Genomic DNA, 16,953 nt, shown 5'->3' with positions numbered 1-16,953 from the left:
AATGGCCGCGAACCCCGCGGAATACCAGTCATTGCCGCCATGCAGCCTCCGCATGGCACTAGGCGGCCCTGCCCCGGCGGCTCAACCCAACGGCTTCACCTTGCCGCTGAGCCGGGCACCAAGCGTGAGTGTCGCCGGCATCGCCGCGATGACCCGGCCCAACGCGGCAAATCGATCAGGCCGCATCGCGAGATTGGCGAAGGCATTGGCGGCACGGATGCGGGTTGAGAACTGGCGCCGCCATGCCGCCTGATAGCGCGCCCCGGCGGCATCGCGCGCCCGCGCGTCGTGCACGTCGATCTCGCTCAGTACCCGCGACAGCAGCCAGCCCGATTGGATCGCCATGGAAATTCCTTCGGCAATCACCGGATGCGCCTCGCCCGCGAGGTTGCCCACGCGGTAGATTCCCTCCGCGTAGCAGGGCCGCAGCGCCGGGCGGATCGGCCCCGCCGCCAGCCATGGCCCATCGAGCACGGCCCCGCCCAGCGCCTCGCGAATGCCGCGACACGAACGGACGAGATGCGCCTGCAGCGCGGCCCCCGCCGTATCGCCCGGACGCCGCAACGCTTCGAGCGTGTCGCGCCGGATGCAGCACGACAGAGACAACCGCCCGCCATCGACCCGCACCATACCGCCATAGCCCCCCGGAAAGGACAGAAGCGGCATCAGGTCGGCCGCGAGAGTGCCGCCGTGGAAATGCGCCTTGAAACCGAGGAGATCGCTTGGCGCGTGCATCTTTGGGGCCTGCGTGAAGAGCGGTCCGCGTTCCCACGAGCCATGCGCCGCGACGAGGATCGGTGCGGCCAACGCGGCTGTGCCCTGCGAGGTGGCCAGCGTCACATGATGCCCACCTGCATCCCGTTCGAACCCAGTCGCGCGGCAGGGCTGCATGATCTCGACGCCACAGCGGCGAGCCTGCGCCACGAGCAGGTCATCGAGAACGTCGCGTCCCAGCCCGCGCCCCCGCCCGGCAGAGACGGGCATCGGCGCCGTCACCACACGCTCGCCCGTGAACAGCGCCAGTCGCCCGATCTCGGGCCCTGCCGCGGCGTCCCATTCTTCGACCACACCGAGGGCTTCGAGGACGGGCCGGCTGGCCGCGGACATAAACTCGCCGCAGACCTTGCGACGCGGAAACTCGGAGCGTTCGACCAGCGCCACGCGCAGCCCCGCCCGTGCCAATCCGATCGCCGTCGACGCGCCGCCCGGCCCGCCGCCGATGATGATGGCGTCATGCGTCATGACCGACCCCAAGGGCGGCAATGCCATGGCTGAACGGCCCCTTGCGGCCCTCGAACTTCACCCGCCCAGGCCAGAGCCGAGACAGCTCGTCATCCCGGAACCCGGCCCTGACGCTGGCGGGTGCGTCGTGCCGTGTCACCGGGTTGGCCCCGATCACCCCCACCATGCGGGAGGCGGCATAGGACAGGCGCGTGCGCAGTGGCTCCGTCGCCACGAGGTGGCGCGCATGAGCGGCAGTCGCATCAAGCAGCGACTTAAGCGCCGCGCCTTCGAAATGGTGCAAAAACAGGTTGGCAACCACCAGATCGGCCGGCTCTGCCTGCGCCGCGATCCAGCGTTCGGCGTCGGAGGCAACGATATCGACCCGCCACCCGAGCGCGACCAGCGCGGCTTGGGTCTCGGGCGACACGACGGGCTGCATGTCGAGCAGCACCAGATGCGGCGCATCTTTCACCGGACCGAGCCTGCGCGCGAGCCGCAGCGCACCGACGCCGTCGCCGCAGCCCAGGTCAACCATCTCACGTACCGGTCCGCTCACATGCGCCCGGATCAGTGTGGCCATGGCACGGGCGTTGAACATAAGCCCGTTGATACGCCGCAGATCGGCACGAGAGGCGCGCGCGCGCGGGTCGTCCGGCGGCAGATCGTCGAGCATTTCGGGCACGAGATGCCGCCGCATCGCCCCTGCCCTCACGCGGCCATCTCGAAGCTCATTGTCTCGGCCGTGAGGCCGGGGCCGAAGGCCATGCCGATGCCCTTCTCCCCCGGCTTGCCGCACGACAGGAGCTTTTCGAGCACGAACATCACCGTGGCCGAGGACATATTGCCATTGTCGCGCAGCACCTTGCGCGATGCAGCCAGCGCATCATCGTCGAGGCCTAGCGTCTTCTGGATCGCATCGAGCACGGAGCGCCTCCGGGATGCACGGCCCACAGGTCGATCTCCTCGACCGCACGATTGCCCAGAATGTCACCGCGATACGCGCCCAGCACCGACTGAATCGTCGCAGGCACCTGCCCCGACAGCACCATGTCGAAACCGTCGTCGCGTACGTTCCATGTCATCAACTCGTCCGCATCCCCCGCCAGAAGCGCCTTGAAACCGTCGAGCCGGATGCCGGTCGGCTCACTGGTGACAAGAGCCGCCGACGCGCCATCGCCCCAGATCGAGAAGGTCAGCAGCCGCTCCAGATCGGTCGTCTCCTTGAGATGCAGCGTGCACAGCTCGCAATTGACGACGAGTACCTTGGCATCTGGTTCTGAGCGCACGATATGCCGCGCCGTCTTGAGCGCGCTGATGGCCGCGTAACATCCCATGAAACCGATCAGGGTCCGCTCCACCGAATTGTCGAGGCCGAGCCGGCGCAGGATCTGGAGATCCAGCCCCGGAGCCGACATGCCGGTGCAGCTGGCGACGACGAGATGGGTGATCTCTCGCGGATCATCCAATTCCAGCCCCTCAATGGCGCGCATGGCCAGATCCGTGGCATGGGTCTCGAAGAAATCCATACGCTCGCCCGTTCCCGGGAACGCGCCCCGGCGAAACATGCCCGCGCGATCCACCACCGGCCCTGCCGCATCCTTTGCGGTTTCAATGCAGGAATGTCGGCGCTCGATCCCGGATTTTTCGCTCATCCTGAGGAAAAGCCTTTGTTCGCGAGGCTTGTCTCGAAGACTGGCGGCCGCGAATTGTCGGAAGAAGTCATGGATCTCGTTCGCCGGAACGGCTGTTGAGACTTGGTTCACATAAGCTTGGGACAAGACGCTCTCCGCGAAAGCCACCACATGCGTGGCGGCACCACGGAGCAAACGGCCGGTGCCCCCCCCGGTTCCCAAAGCCAAGGCAGATCACGGCCTTGTGGGAAGAACCGGGCTATCACCATGCCAGCTCAGGGTCGAACCCGCAGGCAAGCACTCTGTCTCAAGATGTATGAGATGGCGGAGACGAAGGGATTCGAACCCTCGAGACGGTTTCCCGCCTGCACCCTTAGCAGGGGTGTGCCTTCGACCACTCGGCCACGTCTCCGCCGGTGTGTCTATGCAAGCGCTGAGGGGGAAACAAGGGCGAAAACCGTTCCGATGCAGAAAAGCTGTCGAGGATCTTTATGTCTCATCGCAACAGCCCAGTGGCTCTTTGGCCTCCTCATCCCGGCTTGCTGTGTCGGCATGCTTAGGAGCGCTGGAACGAGGGAATGGCAAGAGGCAGGCCGCGTTCGGTGGCGGGCTTGTTCGCTGCCTGCGCTCTGGATTGCTCCCATCCCCGCAGTCCCTCCGAACCAGACCAGCAGGGCCGGACAGACTGTCGCAGGGCCGAACGGTTGCATCGCGGGCGCGGAACATTAGTTGAACGGAATGACAGCACACAGCTTGGAGCGCAAGCTCGCCATCCTCTCGGACGCCGCGCGATACGACGCCTCCTGCGCGTCGTCGGGGACGTCGAAGCGCAACTCGAAGGACGGCAGGGGTCTCGGCTCGACCGAAGGCTCGGGTATCTGCCATGCCTATGCGCCCGACGGACGCTGCATTAGCCTGCTCAAGGTACTGATGACGAATTTCTGTATCTTCGACTGTGCCTATTGCGTGAACCGGGTATCGTCCAATGTCGAGCGGGCGCGGTTCTCGGTCGATGAGGTCGTGAAGCTGACGCTGGAATTCTACCGGCGCAACTACATCGAGGGGCTGTTTTTGTCCTCGGGCATCATCCAAAGCCCCGACAAGACCATGGAGGACATGGTCCGCATCGCTCGCAAGCTGCGCGAGGAGGAGTACTTTCGCGGCTATATCCATCTCAAGACCATCCCCGAGGCGAGCCAGGAGTTGATCGAACAGGCCGGGCTCTATGCCGACCGGGTGTCGATCAACGTGGAGATGCCGACCGATGCGAGCGTGACGCAATACGCCCCCGAGAAGAAGCCCGACACGATCCGCCGTGCGATGGCGGGCGTGCGGCTCAGGAAGGAGGCGGCGAAAGAGACCAGCCACACCGGCAAGCGTCCGCCGCGCTTTGCGCCGGCCGGCCAATCGACGCAGATGATCATCGGCGCCGACGGCTCGAACGACGCGACCATTCTGGGCCAATCGACGCGGCTCTATTCCTCCTATGGGCTGAAGCGGGTTTATTACTCCGCCTTTTCCCCCATCCCCGACGCCACAGCCAAGCTGCCCCTGATCAAACCGCCGCTGATGCGCGAGCATCGGCTCTATCAGGCCGATTGGCTGATGCGCTTCTATGGCTTCGACGTGGGCGAGATCACCGCCGGGACGGGCGGCAACCTCGATCTCACCATCGACCCCAAGCTTGCCTGGGCGCTGCGCAACCGCCATACCTTTCCGGTCGACCCGATGCGGGCGGATCGCGAGACGCTGCTCAGGGTGCCGGGGTTCGGTGCCAAGACGGTGGGCCGGATCATCGCCGCGCGGCGGCACCGAAGGCTGCGCTGGGACGATCTGGCGCGGATGGGGGCCAACATGAAGAACGCGCGGCCCTTTGTCAGCCTTGTCGACTGGACCCCCGGCGCGCTGCTCGACGCGCCGGATCTCGCTGCGCGATTCGCCCCCGCGCCGGAACAGCTGTCGCTGTTCTGACGTTTCGCGTCCATGCCCCACGTCGCCCTGCCCCGCATCGAAACCGACAAGGCTTGGCGCGACGCCGCCCGCGGCCTGATCGCGCGCCGGGTGCCGCCCGAGGAAGTGACGTGGAGCCGGGGCATGGCCGATGACGACCTTTTTGCCCAGGCCCCCGAGGAGATCGCGCCCACGCGCGCCACGCTCAAGGTCCCGCGCGAGTTCGTGTCGCTGGCGGGCTCGGTGGTCTGGCACCGCGACCCCGAACGCTTTGCCCGGCTCTACGCGCTGCTGTGGCGGCTGCGCTCCGAGAAGGGGTTGATGGAGGATCGCGGCGACACCGCCCTGGCCAAGCTGCGCTCCATGGAAAAGGCGGTGCATCGCGACCGGCACAAGATGACCGCCTTCGTGCGATTTCGCGAGATCGGAGCGCGCGACGCAGCCCGCCGACGCTTTGCGGCGTGGTTCGAGCCGACGCATTTCACATTGGAGCCCACCGCGCCGTTCTTTGCGCGCCGCTTTGCCGACATGGATTGGATGATCGCGACGCCCGACCTCACGGCCGCCTTCGAGGAGGGACGCTTGAGCTTTCATGACGGCGAACCCAAGCCCGATATTCCCGATGACGCGACGGAGGAGCTCTGGGGTACCTATTTTCGCAACATCTTCAATCCTGCGCGGCTCAAGATCGATGCCATGATCTCGGAGATGCCCAAGAAGTACTGGAAGAACCTGCCCGAGGCGCGCCACATCCCCGAGATGATCGCCACCGCCCATGCCCGGGCCGAGGCGATGCAGGCCGCCGCCCCTACGCTGCCGCCTCCGCGCGCCGCGAAGATCACGGAACGGCTCGCCGCGCCCGGCGTTGTCCGCGCGATGGCCGATGATCTTGATCAGCTCCATGCGGAAGAGAACGCCTGCACCCGCTGCCCGCTCTATGAGAACGCGACGCAGGCGGTGCCGGGGACCGGCCCGCGTGACGCCGATCTGATGGTGGTGGGCGAACAGCCCGGCGATCAGGAGGATCTGGCAGGCAGGCCCTTTGTCGGTCCCGCAGGCCAGATGTTCGACCGCATCGCGCGAGAAGCCGGGATCGACCGCGCCCAGGCCTTCGTCACCAATGCGGTGAAGCATTTCAAGTTCATGCCCAAGGGCAAACGGCGCATTCACCAGAACCCGAATACCGGCGAGATCAAGGCCTGCCGTTTCTGGCTGCAGTCAGAGATCGAGCTGGTGCGTCCGAAGTTGATCCTGTCGATGGGCGGCACCGCCGCCGAAAGCCTGACCGGGTCACGCAAGGGTATCCTGTCACGGCGCGGCACGATCGAAAAGACCGCCGAAGGCGTGCCGGTGTTCCTGACCGTCCACCCGTCCTACCTGCTGCGGCTGCCCGATCCGGCGCTGCGCGACGACGAGACCGCGAAGTTCTGCGCCGATCTGAAATCGGCGCAGGCGCATCTGGAAGAGTTGCGCGCTGGCTGAAGGCGGCAAAGCGAAAGCGCGCCGCAGGGGAATGCGGCGCGCCTCAAGTGGTTCAAAGAACGGGGGCGTGGTCCGGTTCAGGTGTTGAACAGGAAATGCATCACGTCGCCATCCTTGACGAGGTAGGACTTGCCCTCGGCGCGCATCTTGCCCGCCTCCTTGGCCGGACCCTCGCCGCCCAAGGCGACGAAGTCGTCATAGGCGATGGTCTCGGCGCGGATGAAGCCGCGCTCGAAATCGCCATGGATCACGCCCGCAGCCTGCGGCGCCAGCGTGCCCTGCCGGATCGTCCAGGCGCGGGCTTCCTTGGGACCGACGGTGAAGTAGGTCTCGAGATGCAGAAGATCGTAGCCCGCGCGGATCAACCGGTCGAGACCCGCCTCCTCGAGCCCCATCTCCTCAAGGAACATGGCCTGCTCTTCGGCGTCGAGCTGGCTGATTTCTTCCTCGATCCGGGCGGAGATCACGACATGGGCGTTGCCCTCGGCCGCGGCCATCTCGGCCACCTTGGCGGATTGTCTGTTGCCGCTCGCGGCCGAGCCTTCCTCGACGTTGCAGACATAGAGCACCGGCTTGGCGGTCAGAAGCTGCAGCATCTTCCACGCCTTGCGATCGTCATCGGCGATCTCGACGGTGCGGGCGGGTTTGCCATCGGACAGTGCCACTTGCGCGGCCCTCAGAAGGCGCTCCTGATCGGCGGCCTCCTTGTCGCCGCCGCGCACCTTGCGCTGCAGGCCCTGAAGCCGCTTCTCGACCGACTCGAGATCGGCGAGCATCAGCTCGGTTTCGATCACCTGCGCGTCGGCCACCGGATCGACCCGGCCATCGACATGGACCACGTCGCCATCCTCGAAGCAGCGCAGCACGTGGGCGATGGCATCGGTCTCGCGGATGTTGGCGAGGAACTGGTTGCCCAAGCCTTCGCCCTTGCTCGCGCCCTTCACCAGCCCCGCGATGTCCACGAAGGTCATCCGGGTCGGGATCACCTGCTTGGACTTGGCGATCTCGGCCAGCTTGTCGAGGCGCGGGTCCGGCACCGCGACGTCGCCGACATTCGGCTCGATCGTGCAGAACGGAAAGTTGGCGGCCTGAGCCGCTGCGGTGCGCGTCAGCGCGTTGAACAGGGTGGACTTGCCGACATTCGGCAGCCCCACGATCCCCATGCGAAAGCCCATGTCACGCCTCCTAGCAGCACATCGCGGCGGTCCTATCCGCACGGGCGGCTCCGCGCAAGCCAAGGCTTGGTGACGACGGAGCCCGCATGCCATGCTCCACCCGCAAGCAAAAGGAGCCGCCGATGATCCCGATCCCCTATATCACCTTCCACGGCAACTGCGCCGAAGCGCTGGCCGAGTATGAGAAGATCTTCGACGCGGCCCCGGCCAGCGTCATGACCTTTTCCGAAGCGCCGCAGGAGATGCGCGATTCCATCCCCGAGGCCAGCCCGCAGGCGGTGATGCACGCGGCGCTGAAGATCGGTAATGGCTGGATCTATGCCAGCGATGACATCATGGGCGGCAGCCCGGAGATGGCGGGCTGCTCGATCACCATCGACCTCCCGGATGTGGCGCGCGCCCGTGCCGTGTTCGACGCGCTGGCCGATCATGGCCAGATCCATATGGAGTTTGCCAAGACCTTCTGGTCCGAGGGCTTCGGCACGCTGACCGACCGCTATGGCACGCGCTGGATGATCGGCGTCGAGGCCCCCATGCCGGACCAGCCCCAAAGCTGAGCCCCCATTGATTTCCGCCCCCCTTTGGCCCAAACCGCGAGAGGATCGGGCCAGAGGGGACGGGCATGACACGCATCGACGACACTTTCGCGCGGCTGAAATCCGAGGGGCGCAAGGCCTTCGTGGCCTATGTCATGGCCGGCGACCCGGATTTCGAAACCTCCAAGGAGATCGTGCGCGGCCTGCCCGGGGCGGGCGTCGACATCATCGAGCTGGGCCTGCCCTTCACCGATCCGATGGCCGATGGCGCGACGATCCAGCTCGCCGGACAGCGGGCATTGGCGCAGGGCATGACGCTCGACCGCACGCTCGAGATCGCGGCGCATCTGCGGGAGACCGACACCACGACCCCGATCGTGCTGATGGGCTACTACAACCCGATCCATTCGCGCGGCGTGCCGACATTCCTCGAACAGGCCAGAAAGGCCGGGATCGACGGCCTGATCGTCGTTGACCTGCCGCCCGAGGAAGACGCCGAGCTGTGCCTGCCCGCGCAGGCGGCGGGGCTGAACTTCATCCGCCTCGCGACGCCGACCACGGATGACGCCCGGCTGCCACGCGTGCTGCAAAACACCTCCGGTTTCGTCTATTACGTCTCGATCACCGGCATCACCGGCGCCGCCGAGGCGCAGGCGGACGCCGTGGCCCCCGAGGTGGCGCGGATCAAGTCAAAGACCGACCTGCCGATCATCGTTGGTTTCGGCGTCAGGACGCCCGAGACCGCGAAGAGCATCGCCGGTATCGCCGACGGCACGGTGGTCGGCTCGGTCATCGTAAGCCAGATTGCCGAAGGCAAGCCGGTGCCCGAGATCCTTGCCTTCGTGAAGACCCTCGCCGACGGGGCCCATTCGGCCTGAGGCTGCCTTCATTTCCGGAATGCGCGATCTCGACGGCACCCTTCGGGGTGCCGTTCTCGTTGCGGCACCCTGCAACCGCTGGTAAATGATCTTGACCAATCGGCGGGAGGGAACCATGCCAGTCATTACCTGCATCGAGGATCTGAAACGCCTGCACAAACGCCGGGCGCCGAAGATGTTCTTCGACTATGCCGAATCCGGTAGCTGGACCGAGCAGACCTTCCGCGAGAATACCACCGACTTCGAGAAGATCCGCCTGCGCCAGAAGGTGGCGGTGGACATGTCCGACCGCTCGACCGTGGGCACGATGCTGGGCGAGAAGGTGGCGATGCCCGTGGCGCTTGCCCCGGTGGGCATGACCGGCATGCAGAACGCCGATGGCGAGATCAAGGCCGCGCGCGCAGCCGAGAAATTCGGCGTGCCCTTCACCCTCTCCACGATGTCGATCTGCTCGATCGAGGACGTGGCCGAGCACACCTCGGCCCCGTTCTGGTTCCAGCTCTACGTGATGCGCGACGAGGATTTCGTGGACCGGATCATCGAGCGGGCCAAGCGCGCCGGCTGCTCGGCGCTGGTGCTGACGCTCGATCTGCAGCTCTTGGGCCAGCGGCACAAGGATCTCAAGAACGGCCTGTCCGCCCCGCCCAAACTTACCCCCGCCACCATGCTCGACCTCTCGACCAAGTGGAACTGGGGCTTGGAAATGCTGCGCACCAAGCGGCGCTTCTTCGGCAACATCGTGGGCCACGCCTCCGACGTGGAGGACACGCGCTCCTTGATGAAATGGACCGCTGAGCAGTTCGACCTGAAGCTCGATTGGGAGAAGGTCCGCAAGATCGCGGCCAAGTGGGACGGCAAGCTGATCCTGAAGGGCATTCTCGATGCCGATGACGCACGCAAGGCCGTGGAAGTCGGCGCCGACGCGATCGTCGTGTCGAACCATGGCGGGCGGCAGCTCGACGGGGCGCTCTCCTCGATCCGCATCCTGCCGTCGATCGTGCGCGAGGTGAAGGGCGAGACGGAGATCTGGCTCGACAGCGGCATCCGCTCGGGACAGGACGTGCTCAAGGCGCTGGCGATGGGGGCGGACGCCACGATGATCGGCCGGGCCTGGCTCTACGGTCTGGGTGCCATGGGCGAAAAGGGCGTGACGGCGGCGCTCGAGATCATCCGCAAGGAGCTCGACCTCACCATGGCGCTGTGCGGCGAGCGCGACGTGGCGAATCTCGGGCGGCAGAACTTGCTGGTGCCCGAGGATTTCGAGGGGCGCTGGCAGCAGGACATGTCGGACCGGGCCGGGGCACAGATCCACACCCTGCCCGCCTGACCATCGGGGGGCGGCGCGGCTGCCCCCTTGCATCTTCGCGACTTGGAGAGAGGCTGGAGCGGGCGGCGGGAATCGAACCCGCACGTTCAGCTTGGAAGGCTGACAGGCTACCACTACATCACGCCCGCTTCGACGGCTTTGATAGCGGCTCGCGCGGGCGGCTTCAAGACGGCTCGGACGTCAATCCACCTTGATCGGTTCGATCAGCTCCGGCCCGCTTGCGCGGTTCGAGTTCACCTTCGGATCGACCCTGTGAAAGGCCAGAGCCTCCGGGTTGGGCTTCATCAGCACCGCCGCCCCATGCCCCGCCTCGCCAAGCCAGAGCGGCCAGTCGGCGGCTTCGAGGATCACCGGCATCCGGCTGTGGATGTCGCGCATCGCTCCCGCCGCCCCGGTGGTGACCACGGCGCAGGTCGTGAAGCCTTCGCCATCCCGCTCCCACTCCTGCCACAGCCCCGCGAAAGCCAGCGGATCGCCGTCCTCGCGGTGGATGAACCACGGCAGCTTGCGGCCCGCCTCGTCCACGGTCCACTCGAAGAACCCGCTTGCCGGGATCAGGCAGCGCTGCTCGCGCACCGCGGCCCGGAAGGCGGGCTTTTCGGCCACCGTCTCGGCGCGGGCGTTGATGAGGAGCGGGCCATCGGTCGGCGTCTTGTACCAATGCGGAATGAAGCCCCAGCGCATCGGGCGCAGACGGCGCGCCCCCTTCTGCGCGGTGACCGTGTGGACCTGCACCGTCGGGCAGACGTTGTAGTTGGGCACTTCGGGCAGGTCGTTCGACGGCTGCGCCTCGAAGACCTGCGCCATCGCCTCATGGGGCAGCGTGATGGCCATACGTCCGCACATGGGGGGCTCCTGTGGTTTTCGACGCCCAACATAGCATGGCGCGCGCCTACGTCGCGGCGGATCGGCGCCTGACCCGGCCCGGCCCGGCTTCACAGTCCGGCGCGGGCCTGCCAGAACGGTCACGAGTTTCAGTTGAGGACGTTCTATGACCCGCCGCCTGCCCGCCGCCCTGTTCGCGCTCACGCTCGTCTCCGCCTGCGCTGCCTCCGGCGGCTCGACCGTCGTGCGGGGCACTGGCCCGGACGAGCTTTTGAAGCTGCGCGCGGGACCGGGTTTGGGCTATAGCGTGATCCTCGGCCTGCCCGACGGCACACGGCTCCAACGCCGCGACTGCGTCACCGAAATGGGCCAGCTCTGGTGCCGGGTCTCCCTCGCCGATGCGCCCGGCATCACCGGCTACGTGTCCGAAGACTACCTGTCCGAAAGCTGATGAAAAAGGCGCGCGCCGGTGTCCCGGCGCGCGCCTGTTCCGACCCGAACGGGTCTTACTTCATCGTGATGCGACCGTCGGTATAGGGTTTGTAGTCGCCCTGCGCCGCCATGTACTCGGCCGTCACGTCGGCGAGGTCGGGGCCGAAATCATAGGCGTTTTCGGCCTCGACGAACATCGAGTAGCCGTCGCCGCCGTTGCGCACGTAGTTGTTCGACACGGCGCCATAGGTGGCCTCCGGATCGAGCGGCTCACCGTCGATCACCACGTCCGAGACGCGGCTGCCTGGGTCGGCCGCGGCATCGACGGCGAAGGTCATGCCGGCGACCTGCGGGAAGCGGCCGCCGCCCTCCTCGATCTGGCTTACCCCGTTCTCCAGCGCCTCCAGCAGCGTCGCGCCCGATATCTGGAAGGTCGAAAGCGTGTTCTGGAAGGGCAGCACGGTCAGCACCTCGCCCATCGTCACCTCGCCTTCGTCGATGCTGGCGCGCAGGCCGCCCGAGTTGGCGATGGCGACCTGGATGCCTTGATCGGCAACGCGGTCGAGCATGGCGTCGGCCACGAGGTTGCCCATCTCGCATTCCTGCGCCCGGCAGATGTCGCGGTTGCCCTCGATCGGCGCGGCGGAGGCGGCGACGACGCGATTGCGAATCTCGTCGAGCGGCTTGGCGAGCTCCGCCACGCGGTCCACCGCCGCCTGATCCTCGACCACCTCACCGTCGATCAGCACCGGCTCGCCCGAGGCTTCGGTGATCACGCCCTCATCGTCGAAGGTCACGTTCAGCTCGCCCAGAAACTTGCCATAGGCATAGGCCTGCACGATGGCGGTGTCGCCGACCATCACCGGATAGACGTCGACCGCGCCCTCCTGTTCGTTCGACAAAAGAGTGTTGGAATGCCCGCCGACGATCACGTCGACGCCGGTGGTCGCCTCGGCCACGCGCTTGTCGGTCTCAAAGCCCGAATGGCTCAGCACCACGATCTTGTTGACGCCTTCCTCGGTCAGCCGGTCCACCTCGGCCTGCACCGCCTCGACCGGGTCGGTGAAGATCACGTCGGGGCCGGGGCTCGCCAATTCGTCTGTGTCCTGCGGGGTGAGGCCGATGAGGCCGATCTTCTCGCCGCCGCGCTCGATCACGGTGCTCTTCTGGATCGCGTCGGCGAGCTTTTCCTCACCCGAGACGTCGGCGTTCGACATCAGCACCGGGAAATCGACATTGTCGATGAAGGCGCGCAGCACCTCGGGGCCGTCGTCGAACTCGTGGTTGCCCACGGTCATCGCGTCATAGCCGAGCTGGTTCATGAACTCGGCCGTCATCTCGCCCTTGTAGTAGGTATAGAACAGCGTGCCCTGAAACTGGTCGCCGCCATCGACGAGCAGCAGGTTGTCCCCCGCCCGCCCGCGCGCCTCCTGCACCGCCGTGACGAGACGCGCGACACCGCCAAAGCAGTCGCCGGCCTCGTTGTCCTCGGCCGAGCAGGTCGAGTCGTAAGCCGAGATCGGCTCGTAGCGGTCGTGGAAGTCGTTGGTGTGCAGGATCGTCAGGCTGTATTCCGCCTGTGCGGCACCGGCGGCAAGCGCGATGGCGGCCGTGGTGCCGAAGAGTCCAAGTTTCATTGTTGCGTCCCTGTCGGTTTCGTTATGGCCCGAGCCTGCGCCAAGGCCGCGGCGTCTGTCAAAGCTGGCGTTGTCCTGCCCTAGCGGCATGACACACGCATGACGGGCCCGCTTGACGTGGCGGCGGGGCGCGGCCATGAGACGGTCATGCTGATCTACAAGATATTCCGCGCGCCCGAATGGGCCGATCTGGACCTCGCCGGCGAAACGCTCGGCGCTCCGGTCGATCTCGCCGATGGCTTCATCCATTTCTCGACTGCCGAACAGGCGCCCGGGACGGCCGCGAAGCATTTCGCGGGCGAGGACGGGCTGGTGCTGGCGGCCATCGACACCGAGGCACTGGGCGATGATCTGCACTGGGAGCCGTCGCGCGGCGGTCAGCTTTTCCCGCATCTCTACCGGGCGCTGAAGCGCCAAGAGGTGGTCTGGTCGAAGAAGCTGCCGCTGGCGGGCGGACGCCACGAATTCCCCGGGGACATGGCATGAGTGCTCTGGAAAAGCTGGGTCTCGCGGCGCTGCATCGCATCGACCCCGAAACCGGGCACGGTCTGGCGCTCAAAGCGCTGAAGGCGGGCCTCGGACCCAAGGGCAGCCCGGTGACAAGCGCGCGGCTCGCCACCCGCGTGGCCGGTCTCGACTTGCCCAACCCGGTCGGGCTGGCGGCGGGCTTCGACAAGAACGCGGTGGCGCTGGACGCGCTGGCGCAGACCGGTTTCGGCTTTGTCGAGGTCGGCGCCGCCACGCCGCGCCCGCAGGAGGGCAACCCGCGCCCGCGCCTGTGGCGGCTGACGCAGGACCGCGCCGCGATCAACCGTTTCGGCTTCAACAATGAAGGCATGGAGACGATCGCCGGGCGACTTGCACGGCGGCCCGCGGGGATCATCGGCCTCAATCTCGGGGCCAACAAGGACAGCGAGGACCGCGCGGCAGATTTCGCCGCCGTGCTGACCCGCTGCGCCGCGCATCTCGACTTCGCCACTGTCAACGTGTCCTCGCCCAACACCGAGAAACTGCGCGATCTGCAGGGCCGTGCGGCGCTCTCGGCGCTGCTGGCGGGCGTGATGGCGGCCAATGCCGCCCTGCCTCGCCCGCTCCCGGTCTTTCTCAAGATCGCGCCGGATCTTTCAGAGGCCGAGATCGAGGATGTGGCGCGGGTGGCCGAGGAGGCGCGCGTCTCGGCGATCGTCGCCACCAACACCACGCTGTCGCGCGACGGGCTCACCGACAGCAGCGTGACAACATGGGCGGCCTCTCGGGCCAGCCGTTGTTCGAGAGATCGACGCGGGTGCTGGCACGTCTGTCCTCTCTCACCGATCTGCCGCTGATCGGCGTCGGCGGCGTGGGCTCGGCCGAGCAGGCCTATGCCAAGATCCGCGCCGGGGCGAGCGCCGTGCAGCTCTACACCGCGCTGGTTTATGGCGGCGTGTCGCTCGCGGGAGAGATCGCGCGGGGGCTCAACGCTCTGCTGGCGCGCGACGGCTTTGCCAACGTGGCCGACGTCGTGGGCACCGGCCGCTCCGACTGGCTTTAGGCGGCGGCCCGTTCCAGCGCAGGGTAGCGCGCGGCCAGCGTCGCGCCGCGCGCCACATAGCTCACCAGCATCGCCATCCACAGCCCGTGATTGCCGAAGGCGGCGGTGAGCGGGATCGCGGCGGCGAAGTAGATCGCCGCCGAAAGCGCCATCATGTTGCGCATGTCACGCGAGCGGGTGGCGCCGATGAAGATCCCGTCGAGCATCCATGGGATCAGCCCGAACAACGGCGTCGCCACCATCCATGGCAGGTAGTCGCGCGCCGCTTCCCGCACCTCGGGCGCGGTGGTCATGGCGTCGATGATCGCGGGCCCGAAGATCCAGAAGCCCAACGCCAGAGCGAGGCTCACCACGCCGCCATGGATCGACGGCAGGATCGCCGCCCGCCTGAGCCGAAGCGCCGCCCGCGCGCCCATCGCCTGCCCCACCACGCCTCGGCCGCGAAGGCGAAACCGTCGAGCGCGAAGGCGGTGATGTTGAGAAATTGCAGCAGCACCTGGTTCGCGGCGAGGGGCACGTCGCCGAACCCCGCGCCCCAGAACAGGAAGCTGATGACGATGGATTGCAGCAGCACCGAGCGGATCAGGATGTCGGTGTTCACCGCCGCCATATGCCTGAGCCGCGCCGCGTCGAAGATCCGCGCCCGGTCGCGCCAGGCCGGCGTGGCAAAGGCATCCCGGCACAGCCACAGCCCGAGCGCGAGGCCCGACCATTCGGCGAGGAAGGTGGCGACGGCGACGCCCGGCACGCCCCAGCCCAGACCCAGCACGAACCACAAGTCGAGCGCGATGTTGACGCCGTTCATCCACAGCTGCAGCACCAGCACCGCGCCGGTGCGCTCCTGCGCGATGAGCCAGCCGGTCAGCCCATAGATCGCAATGGCGGCGGGGGCGGACCAGACGCGGATCGCGAGATAGTCGCGCGCCAGCGTCTCGACCTCGGCGCTCGCGGGCGCGAGCGTGAAGGCGGCGGCGAAGATCGGCCATTGCAGCGCGATCAGCGCGGCCCCGGCGGCAAAGGCGATCATCAGCGCGCGGCTGAGCAGCGCCGAGACCTCGGCCCGGTCACCCCTGCCCAGCGCCTGCGCGGCGAGGCCGGTGGTGCCCATGCGCAAAAAGCCGAAGATCCAGTAGACGCCGGAAATGATCACCGCGCCGATGCCGACCGCACCGATCGGGGCTGCGGCCCCGAGTTGTCCGACGACACCGGTGTCGACCGCGCCCAGAATCGGCACGGTGGCGTTCGAGAGCACGATGGGCAGCGCGATCTTGAGGACGCGCCGGTGGGTCAGCGGCGCGGCGGTTTCAGCCATCGAGCCCCGGCATCAGGAAATGCCCCGTCGCCTGCGCGAAGAGACGCGCGCGGTTGTCCTGCCATGCCTCGACATGCACACTCGCATAGCGCCGCCCCGAACGGTTGATCCGGGCCCGCGCATAGGCGTCACGCGGCAGGCCGGATCGCAGGTAATCGACGGTGAAGTCGATGGTGCGCGGCCAGTTCGGACGCGCCTCGGCCTCGGCCTGCGCCTCGGGTGTGCCCGCCTCGATCAGCCCCCACATTCGCGACCACGCCAGTTCGACGATGGCGGTGGTCTCCAGAAACGCCGCCGTGGCGCCGCCATGCAGCGCCGGCAGCATCGGGTTGCCGATCAGCCGGTCCGCATAGGGGAGCACGGCGGTCAACTCGTCGCCATGCCGCTCAAAACGGATGCCGAGAAAGGCAATGTAGGGCACGCCGCCGACGAGCCGCTCCAGCGCGGCGTCGCGGCGGGTCTTGATGACCTGGACGGGTTCGGGACGCGGACGGCTCATTTCGGCGCTCCCAGCTTTTCGACGGTGAAGGCGCCCGTCGCCGTCGCCACGGGGCGGCTGTCATCCTCGTCGCAGGCCACGGCGCGCACGAAGGCGACCGACCTCGTGACGTGCCAGCATTCGGCCTTGGCGGTGATCACCTGTCCGGGCGTCGCGGGGCGCATGTAGTCGATCCGCAGATCGAGTGTCGCGGTGCTCAGCGGTGCGGAGGGATGCGACATCACGGCCGCGCCCGCGCAAGTGTCCATCAAAGCCGATACCGCGCCGCCATGGATCACACCGGTCTCTGGATCGCCGACCAGCTCCGCGGCCCAAGGCATGGTGATGGCGGCATGACCGCCGCCAAGCGCCGCGATCCGCATTCCAAGCGCCTGCGCATGCGGCAGGGCATCGATGAATTGCTGGGCGCGATCGAGATCGAGGTTGTGATCGGATGTCATGCGATCAACTTGGCGATCCCACAGGCGTCGGCAAGCGTTATCTTTGAAGAAAGCAGCCCATAGCCGTGTTGTCG

16 protein-coding genes, 2 tRNA genes and 2 pseudogenes are annotated in these 16,953 nt (G+C 67.0%); 8 read left to right on the top strand and 12 right to left on the bottom strand.

The genetic code is table 11. From position 1 onward, the window contains the following. Positions 1-81: 81 nt before the first annotated feature. The 5 genes from MBELCI_RS02145 to MBELCI_RS02130 form a co-directional block, all read right to left on the bottom strand. Positions 82-1,242 (bottom strand): NAD(P)/FAD-dependent oxidoreductase, encoded by a 1,161-nt coding sequence (locus tag MBELCI_RS02145; RefSeq protein WP_045319599.1) that lies wholly within the window; start codon positions 1,240-1,242, stop codon positions 82-84. Beyond that, positions 1,232-1,921 (bottom strand): methyltransferase domain-containing protein, encoded by a 690-nt coding sequence (locus MBELCI_RS02140; protein ID WP_021692498.1) that lies wholly within the window; start codon positions 1,919-1,921, stop codon positions 1,232-1,234. Before MBELCI_RS02140 ends, MBELCI_RS02145 begins: the two co-directional genes overlap by 11 nt. 11 nt (positions 1,922-1,932) lie before the next feature. After that, positions 1,933-2,148 (bottom strand): 3-oxoacyl-[acyl-carrier-protein] synthase III C-terminal domain-containing protein, encoded by a 216-nt coding sequence (locus MBELCI_RS21225; RefSeq protein WP_021692497.1) that lies wholly within the window; start codon positions 2,146-2,148, stop codon positions 1,933-1,935. Next, entirely contained in the window at positions 2,121-2,987 is an 867-nt protein-coding gene (locus tag MBELCI_RS02135) for a type III polyketide synthase (protein ID WP_235047555.1), read from the bottom strand. Before MBELCI_RS02135 ends, MBELCI_RS21225 begins: the two co-directional genes overlap by 28 nt. 190 nt (positions 2,988-3,177) lie before the next feature. Further along, positions 3,178-3,267: transfer RNA gene (locus tag MBELCI_RS02130), tRNA-Ser, on the bottom strand. 326 nt (positions 3,268-3,593) lie between these two features. Here MBELCI_RS02130 and MBELCI_RS02125 point away from each other — a divergent pair. Next, positions 3,594-4,826 (top strand): putative DNA modification/repair radical SAM protein, encoded by a 1,233-nt coding sequence (locus tag MBELCI_RS02125; protein ID WP_045319587.1) that lies wholly within the window; start codon positions 3,594-3,596, stop codon positions 4,824-4,826. A gap of 12 nt (positions 4,827-4,838) precedes the next feature. Beyond that, on the top strand, positions 4,839-6,287 hold the full coding sequence (locus MBELCI_RS02120; RefSeq protein WP_021692493.1) for a UdgX family uracil-DNA binding protein: 1,449 nt from the start codon (positions 4,839-4,841) through the stop codon (positions 6,285-6,287). Between the two features lie 77 nt (positions 6,288-6,364). On the opposite strand, the gene ychF is transcribed toward MBELCI_RS02120, so the two are convergent. After that, entirely contained in the window at positions 6,365-7,462 is a 1,098-nt protein-coding gene (gene ychF, locus MBELCI_RS02115) for a redox-regulated ATPase YchF (protein ID WP_021692492.1), read from the bottom strand. Between the two features lie 86 nt (positions 7,463-7,548). Here ychF and MBELCI_RS02110 point away from each other — a divergent pair, with 86 nt between their 5' ends. From MBELCI_RS02110 to MBELCI_RS02100, 3 genes are all read left to right on the top strand, one after another. Further along, positions 7,549-8,019: a VOC family protein gene (locus tag MBELCI_RS02110; protein WP_081698460.1), complete on the top strand. Its 471-nt coding sequence runs from the start codon at positions 7,549-7,551 to the stop codon at positions 8,017-8,019. A gap of 65 nt (positions 8,020-8,084) precedes the next feature. Further along, a complete protein-coding gene (gene trpA, locus MBELCI_RS02105) occupies positions 8,085-8,876 on the top strand; it encodes a tryptophan synthase subunit alpha (protein ID WP_021692490.1) in 792 nt (263 codons plus the stop codon). A gap of 115 nt (positions 8,877-8,991) precedes the next feature. Then, the gene (locus MBELCI_RS02100) at positions 8,992-10,203 is read left to right on the top strand and encodes an alpha-hydroxy acid oxidase (protein ID WP_021692489.1); all 1,212 of its coding nucleotides are present in this window, start codon (positions 8,992-8,994) and stop codon (positions 10,201-10,203) included. A gap of 54 nt (positions 10,204-10,257) precedes the next feature. Here the strand turns inward: MBELCI_RS02100 and MBELCI_RS02095 are convergent. Both MBELCI_RS02095 and MBELCI_RS02090 read right to left on the bottom strand, forming a co-directional pair. Next, positions 10,258-10,331, bottom strand: a tRNA-Gly gene (locus tag MBELCI_RS02095). A gap of 52 nt (positions 10,332-10,383) precedes the next feature. After that, on the bottom strand, positions 10,384-11,049 hold the full coding sequence (locus MBELCI_RS02090; protein ID WP_045319586.1) for an SOS response-associated peptidase: 666 nt from the start codon (positions 11,047-11,049) through the stop codon (positions 10,384-10,386). Between the two features lie 145 nt (positions 11,050-11,194). Here MBELCI_RS02090 and MBELCI_RS02085 point away from each other — a divergent pair, with 145 nt between their 5' ends. After that, positions 11,195-11,479 (top strand): SH3 domain-containing protein, encoded by a 285-nt coding sequence (locus MBELCI_RS02085; RefSeq protein WP_021692487.1) that lies wholly within the window; start codon positions 11,195-11,197, stop codon positions 11,477-11,479. Positions 11,480-11,534: 55 nt separating this feature from the next. Here MBELCI_RS02085 and MBELCI_RS02080 read toward each other — a convergent pair whose 3' ends face one another. Beyond that, positions 11,535-13,097: a bifunctional metallophosphatase/5'-nucleotidase gene (locus tag MBELCI_RS02080; RefSeq protein ID WP_021692486.1), complete on the bottom strand. Its 1,563-nt coding sequence runs from the start codon at positions 13,095-13,097 to the stop codon at positions 11,535-11,537. A gap of 147 nt (positions 13,098-13,244) precedes the next feature. On the opposite strand from MBELCI_RS02080, the gene MBELCI_RS02075 reads away from it, so the two are divergent. Together MBELCI_RS02075 and MBELCI_RS02070 are read left to right on the top strand one after the other, a co-directional pair. Next, entirely contained in the window at positions 13,245-13,583 is a 339-nt protein-coding gene (locus MBELCI_RS02075) for a DUF952 domain-containing protein (protein WP_045319598.1), read from the top strand. After that, positions 13,580-14,628 (top strand): annotated as a pseudogene (locus tag MBELCI_RS02070) (quinone-dependent dihydroorotate dehydrogenase). Before MBELCI_RS02075 ends, MBELCI_RS02070 begins: the two are co-directional and overlap by 4 nt. On the opposite strand, the pseudogene MBELCI_RS02065 reads toward MBELCI_RS02070, so the two are convergent. The 3 genes and pseudogenes from MBELCI_RS02065 to MBELCI_RS02055 form a co-directional block, all read right to left on the bottom strand. Next, a pseudogene (locus MBELCI_RS02065) lies at positions 14,625-15,940 on the bottom strand (MATE family efflux transporter). The pseudogenes MBELCI_RS02070 and MBELCI_RS02065 overlap by 4 nt on opposite strands. Continuing rightward, on the bottom strand, positions 15,933-16,439 hold the full coding sequence (locus tag MBELCI_RS02060; RefSeq protein WP_021692483.1) for a PaaI family thioesterase: 507 nt from the start codon (positions 16,437-16,439) through the stop codon (positions 15,933-15,935). Before MBELCI_RS02060 ends, MBELCI_RS02065 begins: the two are co-directional and overlap by 8 nt. Beyond that, entirely contained in the window at positions 16,436-16,879 is a 444-nt protein-coding gene (locus MBELCI_RS02055) for a PaaI family thioesterase (RefSeq protein ID WP_021692482.1), read from the bottom strand. The genes MBELCI_RS02060 and MBELCI_RS02055 overlap by 4 nt, the downstream gene beginning before the upstream one ends. Positions 16,880-16,953: the final 74 nt, after the last annotated feature.

Origin of the sequence: Limimaricola cinnabarinus LL-001 (assembly GCF_000466965.1) — a bacterium.
Taxonomy (GTDB): Bacteria; Pseudomonadota; Alphaproteobacteria; order Rhodobacterales; family Rhodobacteraceae; genus Limimaricola; species Limimaricola cinnabarinus.
This window is presented reverse-complemented; position numbering and strand designations above follow the sequence as displayed.